The organism is Pseudomonas sp. MF6747, assembly GCF_963890955.1.
Taxonomy (GTDB): domain Bacteria; phylum Pseudomonadota; class Gammaproteobacteria; order Pseudomonadales; family Pseudomonadaceae; genus Aquipseudomonas.
On record NZ_CAWPSZ010000012.1, the window covers coordinates 281,560 to 297,254 of the forward strand.

Genomic DNA, 15,695 nt, shown 5'->3' on the forward strand with positions numbered 1-15,695 from the left:
GCATCTACCACCGCGCCATGACGTATCTGCGGTCTAGTGAGCCACACGCCGGGCAACCGCCCGCCTTCTCACCTGACCGAGAGCCATCACGCCATGCACCGCCCTCTTTTTGTACCCGACACCCCCAGCGCCATTCACACCGTGCACGGGGGAAACCTGACGCCCACCGACGCAGAAAAAACCGCCAACCTGGGCGGTGCCCCAGCGCGTGCGCAGGTCTATCGGGACACGGCCGTTCGGGTCGAACGACTCAGGCAGCAGACCCGCCAGGATAAAGCGCCGCGCAGAGATACCTTGAGGTTTGCATTCACCGCCGATCAACGCGAACTCTGGCTCAGCGCGGCGGGCGATCACCTGCACCTGTACGTCGGCACGGCGCTCTATCAGATAACGCCATCTTCGCCGACGCAAATCATCGAGCTAGTCACCGGCCATGGCGCCGACTGCATCCATGTCGATGACAGCCTCCAGAACCCCGTCAGCATTGATGCAGGCGCTGGCGACGACTACCTGCGCGTCGGCGGCCGTCACTCGACGATCCTGTCCGGCGAGGGCGATGACACGCTACGGATCAGCGCCGAGCACTGCACCGTCGACAGCGGCCCCGGTAATGACAGCACGCAAGTCATCGGCGCCGGCACCGCCCGTATCTACGCGGGTGACGGCGCCGACAGCATTCACGGCGGCGCCGGGCTCAACTTTATCGATGGCGGCCCGGGCGACGACGTGATTGTCGGTGGCAGCGGCCATCACCTAATCAGCGGCGGCGACGGCAATGACACCATCAAGGCCGGCAGCGGCACTAACGTCATCTATCCGGGTAACGGCCATGACCATGTCAGCAAACTCAAGACGACAGACCGGGTTTATGGCCTGCCCGGCGACACCCTGGTCGCCATGACCAACGACGAACGCTATGCGTGGTTGCTTGAAAAACTCGCCAGCCTGCCAACCCCGTCGCTCGAACAGGTGATGGCGGTGCTGTTCCCCACCGACCTCGACACAGTCCACCCATCGCTCATGGCGTCCGACGAGGCCGGTAAAACGGGTCTGTCGATTGGGGGAAACAGGCAGTTTGTTGCGCGCGTCGAATCCGATCTCAGCGTGCTGCGCGTATCGCCCAATGGGCAAAAACTGCTCCACGCACTGGATATGGCGGCACAACGCAGTGGGCAACCCGTCAGCATTGAACCGGGTGACGAAAACAATGCCAGGTTCACGCCCTCCACCGACGCCGACACGCTGATGATCCGCGACGGCCAGCCCGGCACGCCGGCCTACGGCGGGCTGATCGAGTACAACCCCTTTTTCAGCCCACCGGGCTCGTTGCCGATCATCGGGCTCTATCACGAGCTGTGTCACGCCTATAACGCCGTCACCGGTACCGTGGCGCCCGGCACCACCGATGAAACTCACGGAGGCAAAAGCGTTGCGATCAAAAACGTGGAGCGGCAAGCCGTGGGCCTGCCCATTGATCTGGCGCCTTTTGACTTCGATCTGAACCCCGACACCCCGCCCACGCGGACCAACCCCGAGGCCTTTACGGAAAATGCGCTGCGCAAGGAATTCGGGTTGCCGACTCGCGACGCGTACCTGGCGAAGCCTTGAGGGAACTAGACCAGCGCCGCGTCGGTGGTGGGCACAATCAGAATCCCGGCCCGCAAACCATTCTTAACTTTCGGGTTCGGGAAGATAATGCGTGCGCCCTCCTCCTCGATTACCCAGCGGGTCTTGGCAACGTCTTCGGCCAGCAGGTAGCCCTTGGCCAACGGCGAGAAGTTTTCCACGTCCGCCGGCAAGTGCAGCAGGAACGCATCACTGTGCTTGATCACTTCACGCGATACCGCAAACAGTTGCAGGCCGTCCAGGCTGTCAGTGGCCGGCTCGCTGCCTTCGATGATCTGCGTCAGGCGCGTCTCCAGGCGGGAAACATCCACGCCCTGGTTCTGGCCGAACGGCCGCGCCTTGCCCAGTTCCAAAGTGAAAGCCTCGGCGTTCAGTTGCTCATAGGTGAACGCGGTGAAGGTGATCGACGTCTTGTTCTGCAACAGCACCGCTTGCATGCCAGCAGCACACAGGCGCGCCAGTTCGTGACGTGAATGCTGGCGACCTTCTTTCCACGGGTACAGCGCGAATTGCTCGATCTTCGAACCGCGAATGGCCGTGTGCAGGTCGTAATGCAGGCGCGAGCGCTCAGGCAGGCTGAAGAACGTGCGGGCCAACTGCTCAAGCTCAGCGGCGCGCATGGCCTCAGGGCCAATGTTTTGTTCGTGGCGGCCATTGAACAGCCGGTTGACGTCCAGCTCGAGGTAACGCTCGCCGCGGCGCATGGCCTCGGGGTTACCGAACAGGAACAGAATGCGGGTGCGGGGTTTGATTTCCCCACGGGCAATGCCATGCAACAGGCGGTCGAGCAATTCGATCGGCGCGGTTTCGTTGCCATGGATGCCGGACGACAGCAGCAGGTCGCTGCCGTTGTCCAGCGCTTGCGGCGGGCGCACTTCGAGCGCGCCCTCGCTGAGCCAGCGCATCTGCACGCCGTCGACAGTCAGTTGAATTTTTTGCGCCGGTTCGCGACCGGCGAGGGTCAGTTCAAGCAATTTGCCGAGGGCGAGCATAAGCAGCTTCCTTAGTGGTTGCAGCCAGGGCCGTGAACGTGATCGTCGTCATCACCTTCAACGTCGGCCGGTTCCATTTCCAGTTGCAGGCTCATCAGGTTGGTGGCCAGTGGACGCATCAGCAGGTTGGCGTACTCAGCGTCGCCTTCTTCCACGTCCACACCAATCAGCAACTGGCCACGGCCGTCGTGCTGGATCCAGATTTCCTTGCCCTGCCAGACCACGGCGACGCGGGTGCAGGAGGTTTCCAGCTGGGTGCCGTCGGTGTCTTCAAGAATCAGTTTCAGGGTGTCGGTGGTCATAAAAAGTTCTCAGCCATAGGGTGTAAAAAAGTGACGCTAGTTGATCTGGAAAGGATAAACCGAGCCCAGTTTAAGGATTTGCGTCAGTTCATCCAGTGCCGTCCGGCACTCAAGCAGCAATTGCGGATCAGCCAGGTCGGTTTCACGCAGGCTGTCGCGGTAGTGCTTGTCGACCCACTGGGTCAGCGTGTCGTACAACGGCGCGGTCATGATAACCCCTGGGTTCACCGCCGCCAGCTCAGTTTCATTCAACGCCACGCGCAAGCGCAGGCACGCCGGGCCACCGCCGTTCTGCATGCTTTGCTTGAGGTCAAACACCTTCACTTCACGGATCAGCCCGCCGGAGGCCGTCAGGCCTTGCAGGTACTGCCAGACGCGCTCGTTGGCGCGGCACTCTTCCGGCACGATCAGCAGCATCGAACCGTCGGCGCGGGTCAGCAACTGGCTGTTGAACAAGTAGGACCGTACGGCGTCCTCGACGCTGACCTGGGCGCGCGGCACGCACACTGACTGGAAGTTGCCGCCCAGTTTGCCCAACTTGCCTTGCAGCTCGGCGAGCATCTGCTCGGTATTGAGAAACGCGTCCTCGTGGTAGAACAGCACCTCGCCGTTGCCCACCGCGATCACGTCGTTGTGGAACACGCCGGCATCGATCACAGACGGGTTCTGCTGGGCGTAGACCACGCCGTCATCCTTCAGGCCATGCAGGCGCGCGACGGCTTGTGAGGCTTCAAGGGTCTGGCGCGCCGGGTACTTCTGCGGCGCGGGGTAACGGGTGTCGAACGCGCTGCGGCCAAACACGAAGAACTCGACGCCGGCCTCGCCATAATCACGGCAGAAACGCGTGTGGTTGGCCGCGCCTTCGTCGCCGAACTGCGCCACCGCCGACAACGCGGCGTGGTGGGCGAAGTGCTTTTGGTCGGCGAACATCGCACCCAGCACGCGGCTGGTGGTCGGGTGTTCGATGCTGCGATGGTATTTGCAGTTGAGGTTGGCGGCAGTGAAATGCACGCGGCCGTCCGCCGTGTCGGCACTCGGGCTGACAGTGGCGGCGTTGGCTACCCACATGCTGGAGGCCGAGCAGCTGGCAACCAGCAGCGGCATGGCCTGCTTGGCCGCCTGCTGAATCACCTGCGCGTCGGTGCCGCTGAAACCAAGGTTGCGCAACGCGGCCACGTCAGGACGTTCCTGCGGCGCCAGCACACCTTGCACAAAGCCCATGTCCATCAGGGCTTTCATTTTCTGCAGCCCCTGCAACGCCGCTTCCTTCGGGTTCGAAGACTGCTGGCTGTTGCTCTGGGACGCGACGTTGCCGTAGGACAAACCGCCGTAGTTATGGGTCGGCCCCACGAGACCGTCAAAATTGACTTCACAGGATTTCATCGGCGAGGCTCCACGAACATCTGTTTTTATAGGCATCAATAGCAGTCTTCACACCACCGCTACTCTCTATCTGTAAACCCGATCAACTGTGGGAGCTGGCTTGCCTGCGATGGCAGCGGCGCGGTTTGACTAAAGGACCGAGTTGCCCGCATCGCAGGCAAATCAGCTCCCCCACAAGCCCGCTCCCACCTTTAGATCAGCGTAATACCTGGGGTCAGCGTTGCCGGGACCACCAGGCTTGGCGTTTCCAGAGACGCCACCGGGTACGCGCAATAATCCGCCGCGTAATAGGCGCTGGCGCGATGGTTGCCCGACGCCCCTACCCCACCGAACGGCGCGGTGCTGGCAGCACCGGTCAGCTGCTTGTTCCAGTTGACGATGCCGGCGCGGCTTTCCAGCCAGAACTGCTGGTAGCGTGCTTCGGAATCCGACAACAAGCCCGCGGCCAAACCGTACTGGGTGTTGTTGGCCTCAGTGATCGCAGCGGCAAAATCAGCGTAGCGGATCACCTGCAGCAGCGGGCCGAACAGCTCTTCATCTTCGCGCTCGGTCACGCCGGTCACGTCGATAATGCCAGGGGTCAGCAACGCGGCCTGATCCTGCGGCTGAGTCATTTCCAACAGCGCCACGGCGCCATTGGCCAACATCAACTCCTGGGCGTCCATCAAGGCCTTGGCCGCGCCGAGGGAAATCACCGAGCCCATGAACGGCGCTGGCTGCTGATCAAACGCACCCACTTCAATCGTCGCGCTGACCGCCACCAGGCGCGCCAGCAACGCATCGCCCCAGGCACCTTCGGGCACCAGCAAGCGACGCGCGCAGGTGCAACGCTGACCGGCCGAAATAAACGCCGACTGGATAATGGTGTAGACCGCCGCATCCACGTCGGCCACTTCATCGACCACCAGCGGGTTGTTGCCGCCCATTTCCAGCGCGAGGATCTTGTCCGGGCGCCCGGAAAACTGCTGGTGCAGGTGATTGCCGGTGCGGCTGGAACCGGTGAAGAACAACCCGTCGATACCGGGGTTGGCCGCCAACGCGATACCGGTTTCCCGCGCGCCTTGCAGCAGGTTCAACACGCCCGCCGGCAAGCCGGCGTCGATCCAGCATTGCACGGTCAGCTCGGCGACTTTGGGGGTCAGCTCGCTCGGCTTGAACAGCACGGTATTGCCCGCCAGCAACGCCGGCACGATGTGCCCGTTCGGCAAGTGGCCAGGGAAATTGTAAGGGCCGAACACCGCCACCACGCCGTGCGGCTTGTGGCGCAACACGGCGGTGGCGTCGCCCAGCGGGCCGCTCTTCTCGCCGGTGCGCTCACGGTAGCTTTGAACCGAGATAGCAATCTTGTTGGCCATGCTGGTGACTTCGGTGGCCGATTCCCACAGCGGTTTGCCGGTTTCTTCGCCGATGCAACGGGCAATTTCGTCGGCGCGGCTTTTCAGCGTGGCGGCAAAGGTTTCCAGCACGCTGATGCGTTCTTCCAGCGGGCGCCGGGCCCAGCCTGGAAACGCCTGGCGCGCGGCCTGCACGGCGGATTCAACCTGTTCGACGGTGGCGCCATTGCCGGCCCACAGCACCTGCTGGGTCACCGGGTTGCGCGACTCGAACAGTTCACCCTGGCCCGCCAGCCAGCTACCTGCGATATACAGCGAATTCATTATTTCGACTCCCGAGCAGCAGACAACGCAACAGCGCGCACTTGATCACCCACCACCAGTTGCAGGCGTTTGGCGGTCTGAGGATCGACCACCAGCGTGCCTGCCGCCAGACGGGCCGGAGCGGCCGTGATGCGGCACTCCTCACGCTTGCGGTTATGAATCAGGAACGGCGTGGCGTCGTCCCCTGGGGTGCCGATGGCCAACACCAGTGACTGGCTGTCGCGCACCGCACGGATTTTGCTGGTTTCACATTCCACCGCCGGGCCGGCGTCGAAGATATCGACATAGCCCTGGTAGCTGAAGCCTTCACTCTTGAGCATGCTCAGCGCCGGCTCGGTGTCCGGGTGGACTTTGCCGATGACATTGCGCGCGTCTTCAGAGAGGAAGCAGCTGTACAGCGGAAACTTGGGCATCAGCTCAGCGATAAACGCCTTGTTGCCCACGCCGGTCAGGTAATCGGCCTGACTGAATTCCATCTTGAAGAAATGCCGGCCCAGGCTTTCCCAGAACGGCGAGCGCCCAGCCTCGTTGGACACGCCGCGCATTTCGGCAATGATCTTGTTACCGAACAGCTGCGGGAATTCAGCGATAAACAGCATGCGCGCCTTGGCCAGCATGCGGCCGTTGAGGCCGTTGCGGTAATCGGCGTGCAGGAACAACGAGCACAATTCGGAGTTGCCGGTGAGGTCGTTGGCCAAAAACAGCGTCGGAATCTCGCGGTAGATGTTCAGTTCCTGGGAGGCGCTGACGGTCAGGCCGACCCGGAAGTTGTACCACGGCTCGCGCAGGCCGACGGCGCCGGCAATGGCGGAAATACCCACCACGCGGCCTTCGTCGTTTTCCAGCACAAACAGGTAGTCGGCATCGCCGCGCCCGGCTTCGCCGCGAAAGGTTTTTTCCGCCCAGCCAACCCGGTGGGTCAGGCGCTCTTCGTTGGCCGGCAAGGTGGTGAGGCCGGTGCCGGTGCTGCGCGCCAGATCAATCAGGGCCGGTAAATCGCTGCTGCGTACGGGACGAACGATCATGCTATCTCCTCAGACGGGCCGCCTGCTCCAGGCCACCCGCAAAACTCTGCTTTAAACAGCGACCAGGCGCACGCTGGCACCTTCGCCGACACCCAGGGCTTCGGCCGCGGCCAGGTCCAGGGTCACCGGTTTGCCGGGCGCGTAGTCCAGCTCCAGCATCACCGCGCGGTAATCCTGCAACTGCGCGTTGCTCACCAGGTACTGGCGGCCGGCCCCCTTGACCATTTCACCGATCTTCACCGGCACCACGCGGCTTTGGGCAATCGAGCGAATGCCCGAGACCCGCGCGTGCAGCGTCGGGCCGCCGTCGAAGATGTCGATGTAATGGTCGGTCTCGAAGCCTTCACGCATCAGGATGTCGAAGGTGATCTGCGCACGCGGGTGCACCTGGCCCATGGCTTCCTGGGCTTCGTCGGGCAACAGCGGCACGTAGATCGGGTAATGCGGCATCAGCTCGGCGAGGAAGGTGCGACTTTTGAGCCCGCACAGGCGTTCGGCAGCGGCGTAGTTGAGGTCGAAGAAGTTGCGGCCAATGGCGTCCCAGAACGGCGAATCACCGTTCTCGTCGCTGTAGCCGACAATCTCGGTCACCACCGAGTCGGCAAAGCGCTCGGGATGGCTGGCGACGAACAACAGGCGGCCACGGGAATTGAGTTCCGACCACGGCGAACCGACCAGCGCAGGCTTCACGTAGAAACTGGTGAGCAGGCTGTTGCCGGTCAGGTCGTGGCATTGGGAAAGCACGTGAATCTTGTTGTGGATCTTCAGCTCGCGGGACGCGTGCACGAAGGTTTCGTTACGGAAGCTGTAGAACGGCTCCGAGTAACCGGCCGACGCGACGATGGCCGAGCAGCCGGCCAGCTCGCCGGTCTCGGTGTCTTCAAGCACGAAGAAATAGCTTTCTTCGCCGTTGAAACTGACCTCGGCCGCGAAGGACGCTTCGCTGGCGGCGATCTTGTCGCTCAGACGTTCCACATCATCCGGCAAGGAGGTGACACCAATCGGGCTGTCCGCAGCCAGACGCTGTACCTCGCCCAGATCAGCCATTTGCGCGGGGCGCATCACCAGCATGGTGTCACTCCTTAACTCGAAAAACTCATAGAGGGAAAAATGCCGGACACGGGATCTGAGCTCACACAGATCCAATGTGGGAGGGGGCTTGCCCCCGATAGCAGTCTGTCAGTTGATAAATCCAGTGACTGATCCACCGCTATCGGGGGCAAGCCCCCTCCCACATTTTTGACCAGTCCAACCAGCAAAATGTGTCGCTATCAGGCTTGCGTCAGCGTCTTCACGGCACGTTCAAAACGGTCCAGGCCTTCGTTGATGTCTGCATCTTCGACCACCAGGCTTGGGGCGAAACGCACCACGTCGGGGCCGGCTTGCAGGATCATCAGGTTTTCTTTTTCGGCCGCGTTGAACACGTCCTTGGCCTTGCCTTTGAACGCGTCGCTGAGCACGCAACCAATCAGCAGGCCCATGCCGCGCACTTCGGTGAAGATGCCGTATTTCTCGCCGATCTGTTGCAGGCGTGCCTTGAACAGCTCGTGCTTGGCGTTCACGCCGGCCAGCACTTCTGGGGTGTTGATCACGTCGATGACCGCTTCCGCCACCGCACACGCCAGCGGGTTGCCGCCGTACGTGGTGCCGTGGGTGCCGACCACCAGGTGCTTGGCCAGGTCTTCACGGGTGAGCATGGCTGCAATCGGGAAACCGCCGCCCAGGCTCTTGGCGCTGGTGAGGATGTCCGGCGTCACGCCGTAATGCTGGTAGGCGAACAGGTGACCGCTGCGGCCCATGCCGGTTTGCACTTCGTCGAACACCAGCAGCGCGTTGTTCGCATCGCACAGCTCGCGGGCGCCTTGCAGGTACGCCAGCTCAGCCGGCAAAACGCCGCCTTCGCCCTGAACCGGTTCGAGCACCACGGCGCAGGTCTTGTCCGACACGGCGGCTTTCAGCGCGTCCAGGTCGTTGTAAGGCACGTGAGTGATGCCGGTGATCTTAGGCCCGAAACCGTCGGAGTACTTCGACTGGCCACCGACGTTAACGGTGAACAGGGTACGGCCGTGGAAGCTGTTCAGCGCGGCGATGATCTCGTACTTCTCGGTACCGAAACGGTCGAACGCCACACGGCGGGCCAGCTTGAACGCGGCCTCGTTGGCTTCGGCGCCGGAGTTGCAGAAGAACACGCGCTCGGCAAAGGTGGCGTCGATCAGCTTATGCGCCAGGCGCAGGGCCGGCTCATTGGTGAAGACGTTGGAGACGTGCCACAGCTTGTTGGCTTGTTCGGTCAGTGCACCGACCAGCGCCGGGTGGGCGTGGCCCAATACGTTAACCGCGATGCCGCCGGCAAAGTCGATCAGCTCGCGACCCGCCTGGTCCCAAACGCGCGAACCCGCGCCACGCACAGGGATGAATGCGGCAGGTGCGTAGTTGGGAACCATGACCTGGTCGAAATCGGCACGTTGCACCGGGGCTTGCTCAACGGACATCGGAGTCTCCTGAAGAGGAACGCCTGCCTGGAACTGGCGGGCGATGCAGGGATTGTAAGGACAGTTTTCAGTGCGGCCTTGCCGCCAAGCGACAACTTCTTATAGCGCCAACCCGCGTTTTCAGCGGGTTTACGCCAATGCGACAAATAGCATCGCAATGGCGCAGTTTAAACCGTGGGCTCGCCCAGCGGCACCGATTTACGGCTCGCGCTTAATTATCTAACACGGATCGGCGGCGGCGAACTGTTCTGCTGAGGGCATCATTTGATCCTCAGGAAGTTTTGCAATGAGCCAGCAACCCAGCGTGCCCGCTTTCGACCGGCTGATCCCTGCGCGCGACGTTCATCATGAAACGCTCAAAAACGCGATCCCCGACTGGCTGGGCGACGCGTCGGCCGCACGTCGCAACGCCCTTAAAACCAGCGCACCGGCAGGGTACGCCCAACCCTCAGCCGAGCAGGACACGGCGCTCAAAGGCCTGATCCGTGAGGCCTGGGTCACCCAAAACCTGCTCGACAAGGCCATGGACGCACTCAAGTCACCCGCCGACTTTGCCGCGCCCGTGCTGCAGCAGGCGCTCAAACAGCGCTTCGGTGTGGAGTGCGATGTGCACAACACCTTCCTGCGCCTGTCTATACCGGCGACCATTCCTTGGTTCCCCGTGCGCTCCGGCGCAGTGCGAACCTGGACCGTGTCGCTGCTGGACGCCGCCTTGCATAACTTTGAAGCCGGCGAAACCGCTGACGACGCCTACGAGCCGCCATCCGGTTTTATCACCCCGCCCACCGCCACCGGGCATTTCGATACCCTGCCCGACATAGACACACGTATCAGCGTGCCGGCCTTTACCCGCCTGTGCCGCGAACTGGACATTGGCGGCCAATACAGCGCCTACCTCGAGCACTCCCTGGACCTCAACAACCCCGTCGCCACTGCACACCTGCAACACCGCTTCGATGCCAGCCAGGTCGCCAACCTGAAACTCGCCCTGCACATGGCGCGCCTGCGGGGCGACCTGTCGCAAGCCAGCTCGCAGCGCCTGCAACAATTGTTGAGCAATCCGGGGGGCTGCAACGCACTGCGTTGTCACGCCCTGAGCATGCTGTCCAGCCCGCTGACAGGCATTGTGCTGTTTGCCCACGCGGACCTTGAGCGGGCCAATCACGTGGTGCCCGTCATTGCCTATATTCCGCACGACCCGCAACACCCGCTCAAGGAGTACCGCTCCAGCGTGCAGTTCATGCAGGCCCTGACCGCCGACCTGCGCCAGCCTGCGTACCAGCAATTCTTCAGCCGTTTCGTGAACCACGACGAACGCGGGCATTTTTTCGCCGACCTCGGCCAGCGCCTGTCCCGCGTCACCTGGCATGCGCACACCCGCGGCGACCCGCGCCCGGCCTGGCGGGATACACCGGTGGACAGGCCTGGGCTGCAGTTTGCCGTCACACCGATCAGCGGCTCGGTGCTCGAACACCTTTACCAGACCACCCTGAGCAAACTCTTCAACGACGCACGCGCTCAAGCCGTGTCCACTGCCAGCGCCGACCAGAAAACCCGCTGGGAGCGCTGGAGCCTGTTCGAAAAGATCGGCTCGGCCCTGCTGCAGATTGCCGCGCTGGTCGCGGCGCCGTTTGTACCGCCGCTGGGTTTACTGATGCTGGGTTACACCGCGTATCAGCTGCTGGATGACACGTTCGAGGGCATCGTCGACTGGGCCGAAGGCCTCAAGGCCCAGGCGTTCGGGCACCTGATGTCAGTGCTGGAGCAAATGGTCCAACTGGGCATGTTCGCCCTCGGCCCGCCGCTTGCCGAAGGGTTGTTGCGCCAGCACTTGCCCGCTGAACTCTGGCAGTTTTTCGACCGACTCAAACCCGTCACCTTGCCCGATGGCCAGACCCGGCTGTGGCGACCGGACCTTGCGCCTTACGCCCATGCGGTGACGCTGCCCGAAGGCTCGCGCGCCAACCCGCTCGGCCTGCACGCGCATGGCGAGCAAGACATCCTGCCCCTGTCCGGCGCGCATTACGCGCTGGGCCTCGACCCCGGCACCCACACGCATTACTTCAAGCATCCCACCCGCACCAATGCCTACCGCCCAACGGCACACAGCAATGGCCAAGGCGCCTGGGTAAGTGAGCTGGACCAACCGCTGAGTTGGGACAGCGCCCAGTTGATGCGCCGTCTGGGCCATCAGGCGCAAAGCTTCAGCGACCTGCAACTGGCACAGATTCGCCACGTCAGCGGCGTCGAAGACGCGGCGCTGCGCAAGCTCTACATGGCCCGTGAACCCCTCCCACCGCTGCTGGCCGACACCTTCAAGCGCTTCAAAATCGACCAGGACCTGCAAACCTTCATCGACCAAATGAACAGTGATGACCCTCGTGTCCAGGCGTTGGCCGATGCCCAGACCCAACTGCTGCTCTTGACCAACTACGGGCTGTGGCCCACCACCAGAACCTTGCGCCTGATCGACAACCAGGGACGCACGCACTGGGAAATCCCGGGCGCCGCAGACGCCAGCGTCACCCAGATTCACGAGCACCAACTCAACAATGGCGACTTGCTCCAGACCCTGCTCGAAGCGCTGGACGAACCGCAGAGAAGGACGTTGCTGGGGGAAGCGTCCGGCCATCCCACAGCCTCGCTTCAAGCACGTACGGGCGTCCTCAGGCAAACACTTGCCCAACTGGCTCGGGAAAAACGCTGGGCGCTGTTCGAATCGGCATATCGCGCCCTGCAACGTACCGACGATGCGCAGCTGAGCGCGCTTGTCGACGCGTCGCCGGGCTTGCCGGTGAGCGCCGCCGAAACCCTGCGTGCCATCGCCAGCCCGGAGGAGCTGCGCGCCCTCGATCAGGGCCGGGCGCCCCGGCGCCTGATCGAGTTGGCGCGCGAAGCCCAGCGAGAAATACGCGCCTGCCGTGCCTACGAAGGGCTGTACCTGGACAGCATCGACAACCTGGACACTTACCGCCTGGCCCTGCACTCCCTGCCCGATTTGCCGAACTGGCCCGCGGGGCTGCGCATTAGCGTCAGAAACGACACCGCTGATGGGCCGTTGCGCGACGTGATCGGTGATGACCGCGCCCGCGTTCAACGCACGTTGGTTTACACCGCCAACGGCGGCTATGTGCCCACCGACAGCAGCGGCCCGCTGTTTGGCGAAACCGACTTCTACACCGCCCTCCTCCAGGCGCTGCCCGACCAGGCGCGCGCTGCGCTGGGCATTCATATCGGCCAGGGCCCGGCCCTGCGCCAGGCGCTTGCTCGTCATGCCCTGCACCACTGGCATCTGCGCGAGTTGCTCGCGGGCGCCCCCGTCGGCAAACCCGCCTACGACCCAAGCACCATGCGCCTGCGCGGCGGCATGCCGGGCTATCGAGCAGCACCCGCGCCCGGTGCGCAACACGAGCTGACGGCGCATGAACACGCCCAACACCTGTTCCCGGCGCTGCCCCGCGCGCATATCGACAACATTGTGCGCAGCCTGGAACAAGCGCCCGGCGGGGTGACGACGGCGCTGAGCACCATGCGCAACGAATACCAGCAACTTGAGCGCGACTTGCAGGCCTGGATCACTGCCACGCCGCGCCTGAGCGCTGACCCACAAGTGCGCATCAGTCGCCAGGAACTTGCCTATGCCCGGCGCAACCGCACGGCCTGGGCCGATGAACTGCGCCGGGCCTGGCGCCTGGAAACCCCGCTCGACGCGTACTACGAGCCGCCTGCCCCCAATGGCTACCAACTGCACTTGAACTGGCCGATTTCCGGCAATCCTCCCGTGCTGCCCGGACGTTTCGGTCATATCTCCAGCCTGTCGCTGCAGGGCGAGCAAGGGCCGCTGGAGATCAACACGTTCTTGTCGATGTTCCCGTTCCTGCGTCGCCTGACCGTGCGCAACTTCAACCTCGACAGACTGCCCGATGGCGTCACCGCAATACCCAGCCTCAATGAACTGGTACTCAGCGATTGCAACATTACCCTGACAGCGCAGACCCGCACCGCGCTTGAAAACATGACCCAGCTCAAGACCCTCGACCTCTTCAACAACCCGCTGGGGCTCCTACCCAGTGTCGAGAACATGCCTGGCCTGCACTTCCTCGACTTGAGCAACACCGGTATCACGCAATTGCCTGCCGGGATTTTGCAGCGCCCCCAGCTGGAGACCGCGCTGTTTCGGGACAACCGCATTGCTGCATTGCCCGACGCACTTTTCGAGCTGCCCGTGGCAACCAGCCATTCGTTCGACTTTTCCGGCAACCCGCTGTCTGCGCAGACCCTTGAGCAGGTCAAAACCTACTTCCAGCGCACCGGCAGTTACTGGGAGGCCAATGCGGCCCCGGTGGACATTGCCAGCGCGAAGATGCTTTACCCCACCTTGAGCAGTGACGAAATCAACCGCCTGATTTTCGGTCTGCCGGGTAACCTGGAAATGGGCAAAATCGAACTGGCGCGGCGGGACCTTGACTACAAGCAGCTGAACCACGAGCTGGACGCCTGGGTGAACAGCCCCGGCTTCGGCGAAACCGCCCACTATCAGCGCGAGGCGTTCAAACAAGCGTTGCTCGCTGGATGGCGTCGGCAACTGAAGCAGGACGAACACGGCAACGACATTCATCCCACCTACGCGCTGGACATCTCTGCCCCCATAAGCGGCAAATTACCCACACTCAGCAGCCGGTTCACTCACGTGTCGACCCTCAGGCTCAGTGGCGATGCTCAGCCGTTGGACGTAGGAAATTGGCTGGCGAGCTTTTCGCACGTGCAGCATCTGATCATTGAAGACTACGTGCTGGAGGATATCCCCGAGCCGGTTTTCCAGCTGCCACAGCTCACGGCCCTCAGCCTTGAACGCTGCAACCTGCGACTGTCAGCGAAAACCGTCAAAGCCTTGGAGACCCAGCGCAACCTGGCACGGCTGAACCTGAGCCATAACCCTCTGGAGCAACTCCCGGACTTTACCTCGATGACATCCCTGGACAGCCTGGGACTGCGCAACACCCACCTCACAGAGATTCCGCCCAGCCTGCTCACTGCCCGAGAACGCAACCTCGTAGACCTGAGCCACAACCTGATCACGCAGATTCCCGAACCGCTGCTGCAAAGGCCGGCCTCGGTTACCAGCGCGTTTGACTTGTCTGCCAATCCATTGTCACGAGCGACCCTGGAACAACTCAAGCGCTATTGCCAAACCCGCGGCGAGCACCTCCAGGTCGATGCGCCTGGCGGCTATAACGCCCGCATCGCAGCCTTGTACCCGACGTTCACCGCTGCGGAGGTCAACGCCTTTATCTTCAGCCTGCCCGGCGATCTGGATGCGATTGAGGGCGCCATCCGTCGCCTGGAAAGCGAATACGCGCGCCTCAGTGCAGACCTCACCGTCTGGGCACTGACCGTGCCCGAACGGCACCCCATCCTTGATGTAGCACTGGACGAACAAACGGCGGCCGAGGAGCAAATCCGGCGCCTTGCCATCAAGGCAACGCTGGAAGAAGGCTGGCGCCGCGAAAGCGAGATCGACGATTTCAATGGCGGGTATGCCGTGACCCATAAACTGACGTGCCATACGTCGATTTTTGGCGAGCTGCCCAGCTTGAGCGCACGGTTCGAACATGTGTCGCATCTGGAACTCATCGGCGAAGGAACCACCACCAACGTTGAAGGCCTGGTGCGTGCCTTCCCTAACCTGAGCACGCTGGCGCTGGATAAATACGCCCTGGGCGAGATCCCCGAGCTGATCTTCAACCTGCCGAGGCTGACCAGCCTGACGTTGACGCAGAGTCGGCTTCGCCTCAGCCCGCGGGCCCGCGCCCAGTTGCGAGACCTGCGTAACCTGGAGTACCTGGACTTGAGTGACAACCCGCTGGGCCGGGCGCCCGAGCTGGACAATATGCCCAAGCTGGAATGCCTCTACCTGCAAAACTGCGAGCTCAGCGAAGTACCGTTCGGGGTGTTTGACCGCCCTTATTTGCGCACCGTGGACTTGAGCGACAACCTGATCACCCAGGTCCCGGACGACATTCTAAGCATGCGCCAGCCGTGGGACGACGAGTCCGACCTCAGCGGCAACCCGCTGTCTGAGGACAGCCTGGACCGCCTTCGGCAGTATTTTCGCCAGACAGGCAATGATCTGCAGGTGGATGAAGCCGGCCTGAACGCCCAGGGCACGCCCCTGACGCCACCGTCCACACCCGAACCCATGGAGGAATAACAGCGG

Annotated in this window: 9 protein-coding genes; 2 read left to right on the forward strand and 7 right to left on the reverse strand. The window is 62.7% G+C overall.

The window, feature by feature from the left end; genetic code table 11:
- The first annotated feature begins 93 nt into the window (after window positions 1-93).
- The gene (locus AACW30_RS14035; RefSeq protein ID WP_200622883.1) at window positions 94-1,608 is read left to right on the forward strand and encodes a M91 family zinc metallopeptidase; all 1,515 of its coding nucleotides are present in this window, start codon (window positions 94-96) and stop codon (window positions 1,606-1,608) included.
- Between the two features lie 5 nt (window positions 1,609-1,613).
- Here the strand turns inward: AACW30_RS14035 and astE are convergent, their stop codons facing one another.
- The 7 genes from astE to AACW30_RS14070 form a co-directional block, all read right to left on the reverse strand.
- Complete coding sequence (astE, locus tag AACW30_RS14040) at window positions 1,614-2,618, reverse strand: succinylglutamate desuccinylase (RefSeq protein ID WP_106576120.1); 1,005 nt, start codon at window positions 2,616-2,618, stop codon at window positions 1,614-1,616.
- 11 nt (window positions 2,619-2,629) lie between these two features.
- Window positions 2,630-2,920: a hypothetical protein gene (locus AACW30_RS14045; RefSeq protein WP_003214319.1), complete on the reverse strand. Its 291-nt coding sequence runs from the start codon at window positions 2,918-2,920 to the stop codon at window positions 2,630-2,632.
- A gap of 36 nt (window positions 2,921-2,956) precedes the next feature.
- On the reverse strand, window positions 2,957-4,303 hold the full coding sequence (astB, locus tag AACW30_RS14050; protein ID WP_200622884.1) for an N-succinylarginine dihydrolase: 1,347 nt from the start codon (window positions 4,301-4,303) through the stop codon (window positions 2,957-2,959).
- Between the two features lie 191 nt (window positions 4,304-4,494).
- The gene (gene astD, locus AACW30_RS14055; RefSeq protein ID WP_164487997.1) at window positions 4,495-5,964 is read right to left on the reverse strand and encodes a succinylglutamate-semialdehyde dehydrogenase; all 1,470 of its coding nucleotides are present in this window, start codon (window positions 5,962-5,964) and stop codon (window positions 4,495-4,497) included.
- Entirely contained in the window at window positions 5,961-6,986 is a 1,026-nt protein-coding gene (gene astA, locus AACW30_RS14060; protein ID WP_106576117.1) for an arginine N-succinyltransferase, read from the reverse strand. The genes astD and astA overlap by 4 nt, the downstream gene beginning before the upstream one ends.
- 51 nt (window positions 6,987-7,037) lie before the next feature.
- Entirely contained in the window at window positions 7,038-8,057 is a 1,020-nt protein-coding gene (gene aruF, locus AACW30_RS14065) for an arginine/ornithine succinyltransferase subunit alpha (protein WP_106576116.1), read from the reverse strand.
- A gap of 200 nt (window positions 8,058-8,257) precedes the next feature.
- A complete protein-coding gene (locus AACW30_RS14070; RefSeq protein ID WP_106576115.1) occupies window positions 8,258-9,478 on the reverse strand; it encodes an aspartate aminotransferase family protein in 1,221 nt (406 codons plus the stop codon).
- Between the two features lie 286 nt (window positions 9,479-9,764).
- Here AACW30_RS14070 and AACW30_RS14075 point away from each other — a divergent pair, with 286 nt between their 5' ends.
- Window positions 9,765-15,689, forward strand: coding sequence for a leucine-rich repeat domain-containing protein (locus AACW30_RS14075; protein ID WP_200622886.1), 5,925 nt, complete (start codon window positions 9,765-9,767; stop codon window positions 15,687-15,689).
- Window positions 15,690-15,695: the final 6 nt, after the last annotated feature.